Source organism: Actinomadura sp. DC4 (assembly GCF_030406325.1).
GTDB lineage: Bacteria > Actinomycetota > Actinomycetes > Streptosporangiales > Streptosporangiaceae > Actinoallomurus.
Window position 1 is genome coordinate 61,354 of record NZ_JAUEQY010000007.1, and the last position, 15,703, is coordinate 77,056.

Consider the following 15,703-nt stretch of genomic DNA (forward strand, 5'->3'; position numbering starts at 1 on the left):
AAGTATCCTAACAGCAGTGAATAATTCTGTGCTATGAATGATTTTATGGACAGAACGAAGTCACTCCAGGGCCGCGTCGCGCTCGTGACCGGGGCGTCCGGCTCGATCGGCGCGGAGGTGAGCCGCGCCCTCGCGGCGCGCGGGGCCGCCGTCGCGGTTCACGGCCGTACGGAGAGCGCCCTCGGCAAGGTCGTCGCCGACATCGGCGCGGCGGGTGGCACCGCGGTCGCCCACGTCGGTGACGTACGCGACGCCGGGCGGCTGGACGCGACGGTCGCCGAGATCGCGTCGACGCTGGGAACGATCGACGTGCTCGTCCCGCTCGCCGGCGGCGACGGCGTGCCCTCACCGACCGCCGAGCTCACCCCCGAACGCTGGCGGAGCGTGATCGAGACCGATCTGACCTCGGTCTTCCTGACCGTGCACGCGGTGCTGCCCGGGATGCTGGAGCGCGGCGGCGGCCGCATCGTGACCGTCGCCTCCAGCGCGGGCCGCCGGCCGTCGCAGGCGAACGCCGCGTACGCCGCCGCCAAGGCCGGTGTCGTCATGCTCACCGAGCACCTCGCGAAGGAGTACGCGACCTCCGGCATCAGGGTCAACTGCGTCGCGCCCGCCATCGTCGACACCGCCAAGCTCCGCGACCGGATGCCCGCCGCGCGGCTCGACGCCGTGGCGGCCCACGTGCCGCTCGGGCGCATCGGCCGGCCGGAGGACATCGCCGAGGCGGTCGCGTTCCTCGCCTCCGACGCCTCCTCCTGGATCACCGGCACCACACTCGACATCACCGGAGGCATGACGCTGTGACCACGACCGAAGGACCCCGGCTCCGGCAGGCCGGACCGCCACTGCCGCTCGTCGCGATCGCGACGGTGGCGCTCTTCCTCGCGTCCCTCGCCCTGCCGATCGCCATGGCCGGCGGGGACGTCTACCCCTCACCGTTCTCGAGCGCGGCGACGATCGTCGGCTACTTCCGCGGCAACCGGGTTCCCGTCCTGCTCGCCGCCCTGCTGCAGTTCGCCGCGTCGATACCACTCGCGATCTACGCGGCGACCGCGTCCGTACGGCTGAACCGGCTCGGCGTCCGCGCACCCGGCGCGGCCATCGGGCTGGTCGGCGGGGTGCTGGCCTCGGCGTCGATGGCGCTGTCCGCGCTGTTCAGCTGGACGCTCACCCGGCCGGAGATCCTCGGCCACACCGAGCTGATCCGGCTGGTGCACGACCTCGCCTTCATCGTCGGCGGCCCCGGTTTCGTCGTCCCGAGCGGGCTGCTCGTCGCCGGCATCGCCGTCCCGGGCCTCCTCGCGCGTCTGCTCCCGCGGTGGCTCGCCTGGGCCGGCCTCGTGATCGCGGCGATCGCCATGGTCGCCACGCTGGCGGTCGCGATCCCCGGCCTGGCGGTGCTGCTGCCGCTCGCGCGGTTCCCGTCGTTCGTGTGGATCATCGTCGCCGCGTACGTCCTGCCCGCCGGCGCGCGGGACGCGTCGTGAGCGGCCTGCCTCAGGGCTTGCGGCCGACGGCCGCGTACTGGTCGACCTCGGGGACGGCGCCGACGTCCACGTCGCCGGGACGCCAGTGGGTCGTCGTGACGACGCCCGGCTCCACCACGTCGAGCCCGTCGAAGAAGCTCTCGACCTCTTCGGGGCTGCGCGGGTTGAGCGTCGGCTTGCCGACCTGGTTCCACTGCCGCGCGCCCTCGTCCATGGTCGGGCTGTGCACCGCGTGGGCGACCGCGAGATGGCTGCCCGACGGGAGCGCGTCCATCAGCCGGCGTACGGTCTCCTGGGCCTCGCCCGTGTCTTCGACGTGGTGCAGGATCGCGATCAGCATGAGGGCGACCGGCCGGTCGAAGTCCAGCACCTCCGCCGCCTCCCGCAGGATCGTCTCCGGGTCCAGCAGGTCGGCCTCGAGGTAGTGGGTGATGCCGGGCGACGTGCTGGTGAGCAGGGCCTCGGCGTGGACGAGCACCAGCGGGTCGTTGTCGACGTAGACGATGCGCGACTCCGGCGCGATCCCCTGCGCGACCTCGTGGGTGTTGTTGAAGGTGGGCAGCCCCGTACCGATGTCGAGGAACTGCCGGACCTCGGCCTCGGCGGTCAGGTGGCGGACCGCGCGGACGAGGAACGCCCGTGACGCGCGGGCGAGTTCGAGTATCGGCGGATTGACCTTGGCGACACGCTCGGCGGCCTCGCGGTCGGAGGCGAAGTTGTCGGTGCCGCCGAGGAAGTAGTTCCAGACGCGGGCGGTGTGCGGCACGCCCGTGTCGAGTGCCCACTGCGGCTGTGGGTCATGAGCAGCTGGCTTTCCGGCCACGGGTGTCCTTCCGCTCGGCGACCGATCGAGATCTCCGAAGCGTAACCCCACCGCCTGCCGCGGCCGGTGGGACCAGCCCCCGGATGTCCTCTATCGGCCGCCGTACGGCACGGGAGTCCATCGACGCCCGAGCCGCAACCGCCGTACGGGCTGACCGGAACGCCGGTCCGGCCACGGCCGATTCGCCCGAACGCCGGGCGCGGCAGGGCCGGCGATGGGGATAATGACCCCCAGAGTGGGGAGCCGGAGTCCGGTCCTCGTTTCCGTGAGTTTCTCGAGTCGCTTCGGAGGCAGGGACGATGGTGGATCAGCGGGCGGACGGATACGCGGTCGACACCACCGCGGGGCTGCGCGCCTTCCGCGACGGGACCATGACGAACATGGCCGACGGGCTGCCGGACCTGGGACAGGTGATCGCGGCGGCCGGGCTGACGCCGGACGCCTTCCCCGCCGTGGTCGCCGGCGCCGGCCGCCGGCGTGGCCAGACCCTCGACTCGATGCTGCGGACCGTACGCGGCCTGACCGGCACCGCCGACGACCACATCGACGACCTGACCCGGACGGCCACCACCTATGACGGCGCGGAGAACGCCGCGCTGGCCACCGTCGCCGGCACGACCTCCTCGACGGGATCGGGCCGGCCGGCCGCCACTCGCAGCGCGCCGTCCACCGTCCAGGCCGGCGCGACGGCGCCGGGAGGCGCAGGCCCGGACGGCATCCTGGCCCTGTACCGGCGGCTGGAGACTCTGTGCGACGCCGTCGGGCTGGCGAGCTTCGTGCGGCCGGTCGGCGCCCTGCTCACCGCGAACGTCCGCGACCCCCGCACGTTCGGCGACGCGGCCGTCCGGCTCGACCAGGCCCACGCGTCGGCGGGCCGGCTCCACGCGGACGTCCCCGGAGGGCTCGACGTGCTCGCCGCCGACTGGACGGGACAGGCCCACGACGCGCACCAGGCGACGACGCTGAACACCTACCAGCCGCACCTGACCACGCTTCAGGACGACGCGCAGACCCTGGCCTACAAGGACTGGCAGAGCCAGGACGCGCAGCAGCGGTTCCACGACCGCGTGGTCGTCATCCTCGGCTGGGCGCTGCTGGCCCTCTCGGCACTGCTGATCGTGCTCGCGCTGGACGTCCTGTCCTCCGGAGGGGTCCGGTACGGCATCGTGATGCTGCTGGGCGCCGTCGTCGTGGCGGTCAAGGGCGCCGTCATGGCGTTGTACACCGACTGGCCGGAGTAGCGAGACGGGCACCGCGATTCGGACGGCACGGAAAGTGACCGCCCGGCGACCGATGGGTCCCGGGCGCGGCTGGGGTCTGTATATGTAAGACCACACGTCGACCGGAGTCCGCGGTGTCCCTTCCCTCTTACGCCTGCTGGTGCCTGACCGTGGCGTTCGCGTGCGCCGGCGGATGGTTCCTCTACCGGTGCGCGCGTTCCACGGCGGGTGCCGCCGAAAGGCTCTCGCTGTTCCTGCACGTCGTGATGGCCCTGGTGATGATCCCGATGGTCTGGGGCGCCCGCGTGCCCCACACGCCCCAGGTCGCGGTGCTGGCGGCGACCGTGGCCTGGTTCGCCGTCCTGGCCGTACGCGCGGGGCGGATGATGCCCGCGATCCAGCACGCGCACCACGCGCTGATGGCCGCCGTGATGATCTGGATGGTCGTCATGCCCGCACCCGCCGGCGGGCCGGTCTCCCACCACGCCGGGATGGCGCCGATGGGCGGCCCCGCACCGGCCGCCGTGACGCTCGCCGGCTACTTCTTCCTCGCCGCGGCGGTCTGGCTCGCCGAGGCCGGTACCGCGACCGGCCCCCGCCGCCTGCCCGCCGCGGCCGGCCACGCCGCGATGAGCCTCGGCACCGCCGTCCTCACCCTCGCCATGTCATAGACGTCAGACCGTCGTCAGGAAGTCCCGCAGAATGCGCAGTCCCGTCTCCAGCGCCGCGACGGGAACGCGTTCGTCGACGCCGTGCATGCCGGCGGGGAAGCGCCCGTCCGGGTCGTGGCCGAGCGGCGCGAAGCCGTAGCCCGCGATGCCCAGCCGGGCGAACGGTTTCGCGTCGGTGGCCCCGCTCATGCAGTACGGCACCACGACGGCGTCCGGGTCCGACCGCTCGATGGACCGCCGGATGGCCTCGTACCACGGGGAGTCGAGCGGGGCCGCGATGGCCGGGTTGTTGGACAGGAAGGTACGTTCCGCGCGGTCGCCGAGCAGTTCGTCGATGACCTTCAGCATCCGGTCCTCGGTTCCGGGGAGCGAGCGTACGTCGATCTCGGCGCGCGCGGTGCTGGGGACGACGTTGTACTTGTAGCCCGCGTCGAGCACGGTCGGGGTCGCGGAGCAGCGCAGGGTGCGGTCGGCGAAGATGCGGAGCGGGCCCAGCCGGTCGAGGACCTCCTCCATCCCGGTGCCGGAGATCCCCAGGGCGGTGGCGGTCCGGGAGATGAACGCCTGGACCACCGGAGTGGGTTCGACCGGCCAGCGGTACCTCGTGAGCCGGTCGAGCCCGCGTATGAGGTGAATCACCGGGTTGTCGTCGTTGGGCCGCGAGCCGTGCCCCGCCGTGCCCCGTACGGTGACCGACAGGTGCAGCGTCCCGCGCTCGGCGACCGCGACCGGATAGACCCGTACGTCCGAGCCGTCCGCCCGCCGGGCCGTCGTGGGGACGCCGCCCGCCTCCCCGATCGCGGCCTCGACGCCCGCGAACAGCGAGGGGTGCTCGGCGACCAGCCACTCCGCACCGTACTGGCCGTCCTCCTCCTCGTCGGCGACGAACGCGAAGACGATGTCGCGGCGCGGCCGGGTGCCCGACGCCGCCCAGCCGAGGAGCGTGGCGACCATCATGGCGACCATGTCCTTCATGTCGCTGGCCCCCCGGCCCCACACGTACCCGTCGGAGACCCGGCCCTCGAACGGCGGCACCGTCCAGTCGGCCGCGTCCGCGGGCACGACGTCCAGGTGCCCGTGAACGAGCAGGCCGGGCAGATCGGGGTCGGTGCCCGGCACCCGGACCACGACGTTGGCCCGGCCCGGCGCGGACTCCAGGACGACCGGGTCGTACGCGACCTCGCGCAGCAGGCCGGCGACGTACGCGGCCGCGGCGCGTTCGCCCTTGCCGCCCGCGCGCCCGTAGTTGCTGGTGTCGATGGCCACGAGCCGCGAGCAGATCTCCACGACGGGGATCATCGCCTGGCCGCTCCTCTCCCGGTGACGACGACATAACCCTGGTCACGCCGGAACTCCGCGATCCGCGCGCCGTCGGCCAGCGCCGATCCCAGGACGTCGCGGACGGCGAGCCGCCATTCGGCGGCCAGCCGCGGCCGTTCGGCGCGCAGCCGCTCGACGTCCGGCGGCACGGCCACGATCGCGGGAGCGCCGGCCGGCCAGCCATCGCGGCGCGGGCCGCCGTCGGGCCCGACGGCGAGCGCCGTGCCGGCCTCGCGCACCGGAGGGCCGGTGTTCCCGGCGAGCAGGTCCCAGGCGACGAGCAGGCGGTCGCTCGGGTCGCCCGCGTTGACCGCGTCGTGCATCTCGCCGTAGAAGTCCGGGAGGTACTCCATGACGCGCGCGCCGAGCTTGGCGATGTTGAAGTACGCGTTGCGGCGCACGAGGGGATCGAACGTCCAGGTGATCGTCGGAATGCCGCGGCGCAGCGCCCAGGCGCGCTGGTGCAGCTTGAGCGCGTGTCCGACGTTGCGCGCCTGGTGGCCGTCGACGACGCCGGCGATGTGGCTGTGCAGGCGCCTACGCTCGGGCGCCGCGAAGAACGCGACCGCCGCGCCCACGAGACGGCCCTCGTACGCGGCGGCGCTGACGTAGTTGCCGGTCTTGGCCAGCGCCTTCAGCATCTCGACGGTGAGCTGCGGCGTGGCCGCGTCACGGTGCCAGATGCCGGACAGCAGCCCGCTCACCGCCGTGAGCTCGCCGGTGGTCTCGATCTCACGTATCTCGACGCCGGACGACCGTGCCACCGCCAGCGCCTGGTCCTCGGCGTCGCGTACGGCCGTCGTGTCGTGTACCGCGGTCTGGGGCGTCATCGAGTGACCTCCGTGGGCGTACGGCGGAGGAGGCGGTCGAGCAGCACCGCGAGCAGGGCGAGGCGGCCGGGCAGTTCGTCGAGCAGGACGTGTTCGTGCGCGGCGTGCGCGCCGTCGCCGACGGCGCCGAGACCGTCCAGGGTCGGGACGCCGAGGGCCGCGGTGAGGTTGCCGTCGGAGCCTCCGCCGACCGCCGCTCCGCGCAGGGCGGGCAGGCCGAGCGTCCGCGCCGCGTCGGCCGCCAGCGCGAACAGGTCCGCCGAGGCGGATCGCTCCAGCGGCATCCGGTCGACGCCGCCCTCGGCCGTGACGCGCGCGCCGGGCAGGCGTGGCCGCAGGCCGTGGACCGCGCGGTCCACGCGTTCCAGCTCGGCGCGTGAGCGCGCGCGCACGTCCACGGTGAAGGAGGCCGCGTCCGGGACGGTGTTGATCGAGGTGCCGGCGGCCAGGAGGGACGCGGTCACGGTGGTGCCCTCGCCCTCGTCGGCGAGCGCGGTGCAGGCGAGGACCTGGTGGGCGAGTTCGACGCCGGCGTTGACGCCCTTCTCGGGTTCGAGTCCCGCGTGGGCGGCCCGGCCGGCGATCGTGATCGTGTGGCCCGCGCGGCCCTTGCGCTCGACCTTGAGCGCACCGCCGCCGGCCGCCGCCTCCAGGACCAGCACCGCGTCACAGCCGGCCGCCTCCTCCTCGATCAGCGCGCGCGAGGAGGGGGAGCCGAGCTCCTCGTCGCCCGTGACCAGCAGGCAGACGCCGGACGGGTCGGCGAGCGCCGCCAGCGCGTCGAAGGCCATGGCCAGGCCGGTCTTCATGTCGAGGCAGCCGGGTCCGCGCAGCGTCCCGTCCCCGGCCGAGAACGGGTGGACGGCCAGCGAGCCGACGGGCCAGACGGTGTCGTGGTGGCCGAGCACGAGCACGCGCGAGGGTCCCGGCCCGAACCTCCAGCGCAGGTGCGTACGGCCGTCGAGCATGAGGCGTTCGGGCGGGGCGCCCAGGTGCGCGGCGCCGACGGCCGCGACCGTGTCGGCCGACCGGGCCACCGCGGCCAGGTCGCTGGACGGCGACTCGACGGCGACCAGCCTCCCGACGTCGCCGATCAGCCGCGGCAGCCGGGCGGTGGCCGACTCCAGCAGCGCCGGGCCGTCCGCTCGCAGAAGAGTGTTCTCAGGCATCAGAGTCTCACGTCTCCACGGTGTGATCTCTCCCGAATTACGGGAGGAGGCGACCGCAGAGTCGCACGCGGCCGAACGCGGGTTCTTCGTCTGCCACGCCGAAATCGCGGTGGCGATGTGGGCCGCCCCGACAGACCCGCGGCCCGGCGCGGTTGCTAACGTGACGGCGTCCGCCAGGCCGCCTGAGCAGGGCGTGCGCACGGCCCGGTGCGGCGGTCACGCGAGGAGGCCACGAGGATGCGATGCACGACGACGACCCGGCCGCTGCTGGATCCGGCCTTCGACGCGGCCGTGGTCCCGGTCTTCGCCGGCGGCGAGCCGCCCGCCGCACTGCATTCTGAGCCCGGTCTGCCCGCGCCCGGCGTCGCGCGCCGGTTCGGTCTCACCGAGGCCGGCGACTCGTGCTGGGTGCCCGCCGCGGGCGAGGGACCCGACGTGCTGCTGGTGTGCGTCGGGAAGGACGCCGATGACGAAGGCGGCCTGCGCACGGCGGCGATGGTCGCGGGCCGTGCCGTACGCCGCCGCCGGGTCGCCTGCGCGCTCGCCTCGGCGCGCCCGTCGGACCCGCGGGCCGCGACCACGGTCGCCGAGAGCTGGCTGCTCGGGGCCTACACGTTCGACGCCTACCGCACGGCGGACGCGCCGCCCGCGTGCGAGGAGCTGTCGTTGTGGCACTGCGACGCGGCGGCGGTCGCGACCGGGGAGGTCATCGGGGCGGCCGCGAACCGGACGCGCGACCTCGTGAACACCCCGGCGGGCGACCTGGGGCCGCTCGACCTGGCCGCGCACTGCCAGGAGCTGGCCGCCGACCACGGCTTCACCGTACGGCTCGTCCAGGGCCAGGACCTGGTCGACGGCGGGTTCGGCGGGCTGCTCGGCGTCGGCGCGGGCAGCGCGCGTCCCCCGGTGCTCATCGAGATCGAGCGCGGCCGGCCGGACCTGCCGCACGTCGCCCTGGTCGGGAAGGGCATCACCTTCGACTCCGGCGGCCTGTCGATCAAGACGACGAGCCAGATGCGGACCATGAAGGCCGACATGTCGGGAGCGGCGAGCGTCATCGGCGCGCTCGTCGCGCTCGACCGGCTCGAGTCGCCCGTTCACGTACGCGCCTACCTCGCGTGCGCCGAGAACATGCCGGGCGGCGGCGCCACGCGGATCGGCGACGTCCTCCGGCACCGCGGCGGGATCACGACGGAGGTCATCGACACCGACTGCGAGGGCCGGCTCGTGCTGGGCGACGCGCTCGCGTACGCGGCCGAGGCCGGTCCCGCCGAGATCATCGACGTCGCCACGCTGTCGTCCAGCACCGGGCTCGGGCCGGACATGTGGGCGGTCCTCGGCAACGACCCGGACATCGTCGCGGGCCTGCTCCGCGCGGGCGCGGAGTCCGGCGAGCCGGGCTGGGAGCTCCCCCTCTGGGAGCCGTACGAGAGCCGCCTGAGCTCCGGCGTCGCCGACGTGCGCAACCACGAGCCCGGCATGGTCAGCCCGTTCGGCGCGATCTTCGCCGCGCTCTACCTGCGCCGGTTCACCCGGGGACTCCCCTGGGCGCACATCGACCTCGCCCTCACCGTGATGCGGGACGGCGACACCGCCGCCTGGAGCGCCGGGGCGAACGGCAACGGCACCCGTACGCTCGCCCGCTACCTCGCGGACCGGCCGGGGTAGGGGACCGTACGGAGGCAACGTGGAACACATCAGGGTCGAGGGCCCCTTCCTCGACGAGCTGGGCAAGGGGCAGGTCTTCGACGCGGCGCCGCCGGTGACGCTGACGTACGGCGGCGCGGCGGTGCACCAGTCGATCGTCGGGGACCGCCTCGCGCTCGCGCTGGACGAGCACCTGTCGCGCGGTGTCCTCGGCCTACCCGGGTTCGCGCACCCGGCGCTGGTCTGGGACGTCGCGATCGGCCAGTCGACGGTCGCGACCCGGCAGGTCATGGCCAACCTGTTCTACCGCGGGCTCGTGTTCCGGCGCGCCCCGGTCATCGGCGACACGCTGCGCACCGTCACGCGCGTCGAGGGACTGCGGCGCAACCGCCCGCGACCGGACCGCCCGGCCTCCGGCCTCGCCGCGCTGCGCGTCACGACCGTCGACCAGGAGGACCGGCCCGTCCTGGACTTCTGGCGGTGCGCGATGCTGCCCGTACGCGACGCGGACCGCGCCGGCGCGCCCGATGACGACATGGCCCTGATCGGCCGGTCCGAGATCGACGAGGCCGCCGCCGAGCTCGTCGCCGGATGGGACCTGGCGCCGCTGGCGGCCCGGCCCGGCTCACCCCGGCTGGCGGACCTCCCGCCCGGGACGGTCCTGGAGATCGCCGCGGGCGACATCGTGTCGAGCGCGCCCGAACTGGCCCGCTCGACGCTCAACATCGCCGCCGTCCACCATGACGCCGGCGCCGCGGGCGGCGAGCGTCTCGTCTACGGCGGCCACACGATCGGGCTGGCCCTCGCGCAGGCGGCCCGCGCCCTTCCGACGCTGGTCACGGTGGCCGGCTGGCGGTCCTGTGACCACACCGGCCCGGTGCGCGAGGGCGACACGCTGCGGAGTACGGTCGAGGTCGAGGACCTGGTCAGGCCGTTGCCGAACGGCCTGGGGCTGGTGCGGCTGCGGTCGACGGTGCACGTGGCGGACGGTCACCGGCAGGTCCTCGACTGGCGCCTCATCGCAATCGTCGCGTGACGCGAACTGGGCTGAACGCACCATCTCCCGGACGATAATTGGTCCGCGCGTACAAGCCCCCGTCCGATCGGCATGCGGTCTAATCATGTCTCCAATACCACGCTGACGTGGGCAGTCTCCCCTAAGACCCCTGCACAGGAAGACGCCGCCATGAAGATCAAACGCGCTGATCGCGCCATCACCGCATCCGCTACGGCCGCCGTCGTCCTCACCGCCGCGGCGTGTTCGGGTGGCGGCGGCGTCGCGGGTTCGTCCGGTCAGGACCTCGTGAGCGGCGGTTCGCTCACGGTCGGGCTCAACTCCGACCCGGGCAACCTCGACCCGCAGCGTTCGGTCAACGGCCCCAACCTCCTCATCGGGGTCTTCGCCTACGACACCCCCGTGACACTGCTCGACTCCGGGCAGCCGGCTCCGCAGGTGGTGACCGCCTGGAAGCCGGGCAAGCACTCCTACAGCCTGACCGTACGGAAGGGGGTCACCTGTTCCGACGGCACCCCGATGGACGCCAAGACGGTCGCGGACAACATCTCCTACGTCGGCGCGGCCAAGAACGGGTCCCCGATGACCGGCGTCGCCGTGCCGGCCGGCACCACCGCCAAGGCGGACCCGGCCACCGGCGTCGTCGACGTCTCGCTCACCACGGACGCGCCGTTCTTCATGCAGAACCTCGCCGAGCTGCCGCTGATCTGCGAGAAGGGCCTCGCGGACCGGAAGTCGCTGGCCAAGGCCAGCGCCGGGTCGGGGCCGTACGTGCTCTCGGAGGCCGTGCCCGGCGACCACTTCACGTACGTGCTGCGCAAGGGCTACACCTGGGGGCCGAACGGGGCGAGCACGAGCGCCACGGGCGTTCCGGCGAAGCTGACCTTCAAGGTGGTCACGAGCCCGACGACGACCGCGAACCTCCTGCTGAGCGGCCAGATCAACGTCGCACAGGTGTCCGGCGCGAACACCACGCGGCTGAGGGGCGCGCGCGTGTTCTCGGCGGGGTCGATGTTCATGGGGCAGGAGCTGGCCTTCAACGAGGCCGGCGGCGAGGCCGCCTCCGACGTCGCGGTACGCCGGGCGCTGATCTCCGCGCTCAACATGCCCGACCTCGCCAAGATCGACACCGGCGGCAACGGGAAGGCCGCGAACGGCCTGGTCGCCGACCCCAAGATCTGCTCCGGCGACACCATGGCCGGCAACGTCCCGGCCTTCGCCCCCGACCAGGCCAAGGCCGCGCTGGACCAGGCGGGCTGGGCGGCCGGCCCGGACGGGATCCGGCACAAGGGCGGCCGTGCGCTCTCGCTGTCGCTGATCTTCGCCAACGACGAGCCCACCACCGCGGCGACCGCCGAGTACATCTCCGCGCAGTGGAAGAAGCTCGGCGCCGACGTCAAGCTCAACGAGCAGTCGTTCGACCAGACCTCCGCGGTGGTGTTCGGCAAGGGCTCCTGGGGCGCGACGCTGATCGGCCTCGGCGTCAGCAACCCCGCGACCCTGGTGCCGTTCTTCTCCGGACCGGCGCCGACCGGCGGGAACAACTTCGGGCACGTCGACAACTCCGGCTACGACGACCTGGTCGCCAAGGCCTCCGCCCAGGACGGCACCGCCGGCTGCGCCAACTGGAACGCCGCCGAGTCGGCACTGTTCAAGAACTCCGACATCACCCCCATCTCCAACAAACCACTCCTCTACTGGGGCAAGGGCGCCAAGTTCCAGGTCCTCGCCCACGTCCTGATCCCCACCTCGCTCCGCGCCACCCGAGGGTGAACCCCAGTGACGTCTCTTCAGGTCGCCGAGCCACCGGACGAAGTGACGCCGCCGCGTGCCCGCCTCGCGGGGTCACGGCCCTGGATCGCCTTTCTCGCCCGTCGCCTCGTCCGCTTCCTCGTGTCGATGTTCCTGCTCGTGACCGCGTCGTTCGCGATGGTGCACGCCCTGCCGGGCGATCCCGTACGCGACGCGCTCGGTGTGAAGGCCGCCCCGGAGGTCGTCGCGTCGACGCGGCAGCGGCTGGGGCTGGACCACTCGCTGTGGCAGCAGTACGTGGACTACCTGCACGGCCTGTTCACCTTTGACCTCGGCACGTCGCTGAGCAGCGGCACGCCGGTGCGCGAGATCATGACCCAGCTCGTGCCGCCGACGCTCGCGCTCGGCGGCACGGCCTTCCTGGCGACGATCTGCGTGTCGATCCCGGTGGGCATGGCGGTGGGCGTCGCGTCACGGGACGGCAGGCGCCGGGGGCTGCACCTGTCGTTCGCCGGGGTGACCGGGCTGCTGCTGTCGATCCCCGACTACGTGCTCAGCGTCGGCCTCGTCTTCGTGCTGGCCGTGACGCTGCGGGCGTTCCCGGTGGCCGGGCAGGGCGGCCCGGCCTCCTACGTCCTGCCGGTGACCGCGCTGGCGGCCGGGCCGGTCGCCTACCTGGCCCGGATCGTACGGGCCGAGACCCAGCGCGTCCTCGCCGAGGAGTACATGCGCACCGCGCGGTCCAAGCGGCTGCCCGCGCGCCTGCTGTACGTCCGTCACGCCTTCCCGAACATCCTCACCGCGACGCTGACCGTCAGCGGGCTCGTGCTGAGCTCGCTGATCGCGGGGACCGTGCTCGTGGAGAGCGTGTTCGCCTGGCCCGGCATCGGCCACGAGCTGGTGCAGTCGGTCCTGGCGACCGACTTTCCCGTCGTCCAGGCGGTCGCGCTGTTCTTCGGGTCGGCGGTTCTGCTGATCAACCTCGCCGTCGACGTCGTCATCGCCATCGTCGACCCGCGCTCGACCATACGGGAGAGCTGATGCGCCTCCGGACCCCCCACATCCGCCGCCCGCGCGGCCCGCTCGCGGTGATCACCACGGTGCTGCTCGCCGTGCTGCTCCTCGTCGCGGTGGCCGGGCCCTCGCTGTTCGGCCACCGGGCGGGCTCGATCGACGTGAACGCCATCCAGCGCGGCATGTCGGGCCGGCACCTGTTCGGCACCGACGCGCTCGGCCGCGACATCCTGGCCCGTACGGTCGTCGCCACCCGCAAGTCGCTGTGGCTCGCGCTGCTGGCGACGCTGCTCGGCACGCTGTGCGGAGTGGTCGCCGGGTCGCTGCCGGTCGTGGTCGGCCGCCGGCTCGGGCGGCTGATCGTCGCGGCGTTCAACCTGCTCGTGGCCTTTCCCGGGCTGCTGCTCGCGCTGTTCCTCGCGCTGGTGTTCGGCGTGGGCGCGCGCGGGGCGGTCCTGTCGCTGGCGGTGGGGATGGCCCCGTCGTTCGCCCGGCTCACCCACACGACGGCGAGCAGTGTCGCCAGGGCCGACTACGTGTCGGCGGCGCGGTTGCTGAACGTGCCCCGGCACCGGCTGCTGACGCGGCACGTGCTGCCCAACATCGCCGAGCCGCTGCTGGTGAACGCGACCAGTCAGGTCGGCGCCTCGCTGCTCAGCCTCTCGGCCCTGTCCTACCTCGGCTTCGGCGTGCAGCCGCCGGCCTATGACTGGGGCCGGATGCTGTCCGACGGCCTGCCCAGCATCTACACGAACCCGAGTGCCGCGCTGGCGCCGTGCGTCGCGATCGTGCTCGCCGGCGTCACCTTCGTTCTCGCCGGTGAGCTGCTGACCCAGCTCGTCGCCGGGGCCGGCCACGCGCCGGTCCGCCGGGTCGAGGCGGCGACCGGGGCCGCCTCGGGCGAGGCCCCGGACACCGGCGAGCACGTGCTGCGCGTCGAGGACCTGACGGTCACCTTCCCCGGCACCGACGGGCCGGTCACCCCGGTGGACGGCGTCTCGCTCAGCGTACGGTCCGGGGAGATCGTCGGCCTCGTCGGCGAGTCCGGCTCGGGCAAGTCCCTGACGGCGCTGGCGATCGGCTCGCTCGTCTCCCACCCGGGCGTGGCCCGCGCCGGGACGCACACGCTCTCGGGCAACGACCTGGCCGGCATGCGGCCGGCGGCGCGGGAGCGGTTCCTCGGCAACGCGCTCGCGATGGTGTTCCAGGACCCGATGTCGGCGCTGAACCCGGCCATCCGGGTCGGGCGGCAGCTCGCCGAGGTGTCAGAGGTCCACCAGGGGCTGAGCCGGACGGCGGCGATGGGCCGCGCGGTGGACCGCCTGCGGTCCGTGCGCATCCCCGAGCCGGAGCGGCGCGCTCGCCAGTACCCGATGGAGTTCTCCGGCGGCATGCGGCAGCGCGCCGCGATCGGCATCGGGCTGATGACCGAGCCGGTCCTGATCGTCGCGGACGAGCCGACCACGGCCCTGGACGTGACCGTGCAGCGCGACGTCCTCACCCTCCTGCGCCAGGTCCGCGACGAGCGCGACGCCGCCGTGCTGCTGATCAGCCACGACATCGCCGTCATCGCGGAGATCGCCTCACGCGTGCTGGTCATGTACGGCGGCCGCGTCGTGGAGGACCTGCCGGTGGGCGCGCTGGCCGACGACGCCGCACACCCGTACACGCGCGCGCTCGTCGCGAGCGTCCCCGACATGACCACGGACCGGGAGCGGCCGCTCGCGACCATCCCCGGCCGGCCGCCGGACCCGGCCGCGCGGCCGGCGGGCTGCGCGTTCGCCCCGCGGTGCGCGTACGCCGACGAGACGTGCCGTACGACGGTGCCGCCCCTCGCCGGGACCGGCGACGGCAGGAAGGTCGCCTGCTGGCACCCCGTCCAGCGGGCCGAGCCCACCACGGAAGGCCACTGATGAGCGTCCTGGAGGCCCGCGACCTCGTCGTGCGGTTCGGCACCGGCGGCCACGCCGTCACGGCGGTCGACCACGTGAGCCTCGCGGTGGCCAAGTCGTCGGTGGTCGGGCTCGTCGGCGAGTCCGGCTCGGGCAAGTCCACCCTCGCCCGCGCGCTGGTCGGGCTGGCGCCGGTCAGCTCCGGTGAGGTCCGGTGGGACGGCGAACCGGTGCTCACCACCGGGCCGCGCGGGCGCCGTACGGCGCGCGACCGGCGGCGCCGGGTGCAGTTCGTGTTCCAGGACCCGTACGCCTCGCTGAACCCGCGCATGAGCGTCGGCTCCTCGATCGCCGAGGGCCTGTCCGGCGGCGGCCGCTCGGCCCGAGCCGCCGAGGTGCGGCGGTTGCTCGAACTCGTCCGCCTCGACCCGGACAGCGCGCGGCTGCGGCCCCGGCAGCTCTCGGGCGGGCAGCGGCAGCGCGTCGCGATCGCCCGCGCGCTGGCCGCCCGGCCCGAGATCCTCATCGCCGACGAGATCACCTCGGCGCTCGACGTCTCGGTGCAGGGCGCGGTGCTGAACCTCCTGCGAGAGATCCAGCGGGAGACCGGCGTGGGCGTGCTGTTCATCTCCCACAACCTCGCGGTGGTCCGCTACCTCGCCGACACGATCGCGGTCATGCACGACGGGCGGCTGGTCGAGTCGGCGCCGGCCGAGGAGCTGATCGAGCACCCGAGCGACCCGTACACGCGGCGGCTGCTGGCGGCGGTCCCCTCGATCCGCCCGGAGGCGTGAGGGCTCAGGCGGGCCCGGGGACGCGCTCGTGCCGGCCGAGGCGGCCTGGATCGCCTCGCCGATCCCGAG

14 protein-coding genes are annotated in these 15,703 nt (G+C 73.6%); 10 read left to right on the forward strand and 4 right to left on the reverse strand.

Annotated features, from left to right (window positions below; translation table 11 throughout):
• The first annotated feature begins 45 nt into the window (after positions 1-45).
• Positions 46-804 (forward strand): SDR family NAD(P)-dependent oxidoreductase, encoded by a 759-nt coding sequence (locus QWU11_RS13630; RefSeq protein ID WP_290107121.1) that lies wholly within the window; start codon positions 46-48, stop codon positions 802-804.
• Positions 801-1,487, forward strand: coding sequence for a hypothetical protein (locus tag QWU11_RS13635; protein WP_290107139.1), 687 nt, complete (start codon positions 801-803; stop codon positions 1,485-1,487). Before QWU11_RS13630 ends, QWU11_RS13635 begins: the two co-directional genes overlap by 4 nt.
• Before the next feature lie 10 nt (positions 1,488-1,497).
• Here the strand turns inward: QWU11_RS13635 and QWU11_RS13640 are convergent, their stop codons facing one another.
• Positions 1,498-2,310, reverse strand: a complete 813-nt coding sequence (locus QWU11_RS13640; protein ID WP_290107173.1) for an SAM-dependent methyltransferase — start codon at positions 2,308-2,310, stop codon at positions 1,498-1,500.
• 299 nt (positions 2,311-2,609) lie between these two features.
• Here QWU11_RS13640 and QWU11_RS13645 point away from each other — a divergent pair, with 299 nt between their 5' ends.
• Both QWU11_RS13645 and QWU11_RS13650 read left to right on the forward strand, forming a co-directional pair.
• Complete coding sequence (locus QWU11_RS13645) at positions 2,610-3,551, forward strand: hypothetical protein (RefSeq protein WP_290107182.1); 942 nt, start codon at positions 2,610-2,612, stop codon at positions 3,549-3,551.
• A 113-nt stretch (positions 3,552-3,664) separates the two neighbouring features.
• The gene (locus QWU11_RS13650) at positions 3,665-4,201 is read left to right on the forward strand and encodes a DUF5134 domain-containing protein (RefSeq protein WP_290107195.1); all 537 of its coding nucleotides are present in this window, start codon (positions 3,665-3,667) and stop codon (positions 4,199-4,201) included.
• Positions 4,202-4,204: 3 nt separating this feature from the next.
• On the opposite strand, the gene QWU11_RS13655 is transcribed toward QWU11_RS13650, so the two are convergent.
• The 3 genes from QWU11_RS13655 to QWU11_RS13665 are packed head-to-tail and all read right to left on the reverse strand — an operon-like array spanning position 4,205 to position 7,520.
• On the reverse strand, positions 4,205-5,500 hold the full coding sequence (locus tag QWU11_RS13655; RefSeq protein ID WP_290107199.1) for a M20/M25/M40 family metallo-hydrolase: 1,296 nt from the start codon (positions 5,498-5,500) through the stop codon (positions 4,205-4,207).
• On the reverse strand, positions 5,497-6,351 hold the full coding sequence (locus tag QWU11_RS13660; RefSeq protein WP_290107205.1) for a GNAT family N-acetyltransferase: 855 nt from the start codon (positions 6,349-6,351) through the stop codon (positions 5,497-5,499). The genes QWU11_RS13655 and QWU11_RS13660 overlap by 4 nt, the downstream gene beginning before the upstream one ends.
• Entirely contained in the window at positions 6,348-7,520 is a 1,173-nt protein-coding gene (locus QWU11_RS13665) for a M20/M25/M40 family metallo-hydrolase (protein WP_290107213.1), read from the reverse strand. The genes QWU11_RS13660 and QWU11_RS13665 overlap by 4 nt, the downstream gene beginning before the upstream one ends.
• 237 nt (positions 7,521-7,757) lie before the next feature.
• On the opposite strand from QWU11_RS13665, the gene QWU11_RS13670 reads away from it, so the two are divergent.
• The 6 genes from QWU11_RS13670 to QWU11_RS13695 all read left to right on the forward strand — a co-directional run bounded on the left by QWU11_RS13670 (position 7,758) and on the right by QWU11_RS13695 (position 15,634).
• Entirely contained in the window at positions 7,758-9,188 is a 1,431-nt protein-coding gene (locus QWU11_RS13670; protein WP_290107234.1) for a M17 family peptidase N-terminal domain-containing protein, read from the forward strand.
• A gap of 19 nt (positions 9,189-9,207) precedes the next feature.
• The gene (locus QWU11_RS13675) at positions 9,208-10,203 is read left to right on the forward strand and encodes an acyl dehydratase (protein ID WP_290107241.1); all 996 of its coding nucleotides are present in this window, start codon (positions 9,208-9,210) and stop codon (positions 10,201-10,203) included.
• A gap of 150 nt (positions 10,204-10,353) precedes the next feature.
• Positions 10,354-11,955, forward strand: a complete 1,602-nt coding sequence (locus QWU11_RS13680) for an ABC transporter substrate-binding protein (RefSeq protein ID WP_290107251.1) — start codon at positions 10,354-10,356, stop codon at positions 11,953-11,955.
• Between the two features lie 6 nt (positions 11,956-11,961).
• Positions 11,962-12,975: an ABC transporter permease gene (locus tag QWU11_RS13685; RefSeq protein WP_290107254.1), complete on the forward strand. Its 1,014-nt coding sequence runs from the start codon at positions 11,962-11,964 to the stop codon at positions 12,973-12,975.
• Entirely contained in the window at positions 12,975-14,861 is a 1,887-nt protein-coding gene (locus tag QWU11_RS13690) for a dipeptide/oligopeptide/nickel ABC transporter permease/ATP-binding protein (RefSeq protein ID WP_290107257.1), read from the forward strand. Before QWU11_RS13685 ends, QWU11_RS13690 begins: the two co-directional genes overlap by 1 nt.
• Entirely contained in the window at positions 14,861-15,634 is a 774-nt protein-coding gene (locus tag QWU11_RS13695; RefSeq protein WP_290107268.1) for an ABC transporter ATP-binding protein, read from the forward strand. The genes QWU11_RS13690 and QWU11_RS13695 overlap by 1 nt, the downstream gene beginning before the upstream one ends.
• Positions 15,635-15,703 lie beyond the last annotated feature (69 nt).

Coding starts and splice junctions, on each gene's coding strand:
- QWU11_RS13645 (WP_290107182.1), top strand. CDS start 2,610: ATGGTGGATCAGCGGGCGGACGGATACGCGGTCGACACCACCGCGGGG.
- QWU11_RS13660 (WP_290107205.1), bottom strand. CDS start 6,351: ATGACGCCCCAGACCGCGGTACACGACACGACGGCCGTACGCGACGCC.
- QWU11_RS13665 (WP_290107213.1), bottom strand. CDS start 7,520: ATGCCTGAGAACACTCTTCTGCGAGCGGACGGCCCGGCGCTGCTGGAG.
- QWU11_RS13630 (WP_290107121.1), top strand. CDS start 46: ATGGACAGAACGAAGTCACTCCAGGGCCGCGTCGCGCTCGTGACCGGG.
- QWU11_RS13670 (WP_290107234.1), top strand. CDS start 7,758: ATGCGATGCACGACGACGACCCGGCCGCTGCTGGATCCGGCCTTCGAC.
- QWU11_RS13655 (WP_290107199.1), bottom strand. CDS start 5,500: ATGATCCCCGTCGTGGAGATCTGCTCGCGGCTCGTGGCCATCGACACC.
- QWU11_RS13690 (WP_290107257.1), top strand. CDS start 12,975: ATGCGCCTCCGGACCCCCCACATCCGCCGCCCGCGCGGCCCGCTCGCG.
- QWU11_RS13695 (WP_290107268.1), top strand. CDS start 14,861: ATGAGCGTCCTGGAGGCCCGCGACCTCGTCGTGCGGTTCGGCACCGGC.
- QWU11_RS13680 (WP_290107251.1), top strand. CDS start 10,354: ATGAAGATCAAACGCGCTGATCGCGCCATCACCGCATCCGCTACGGCC.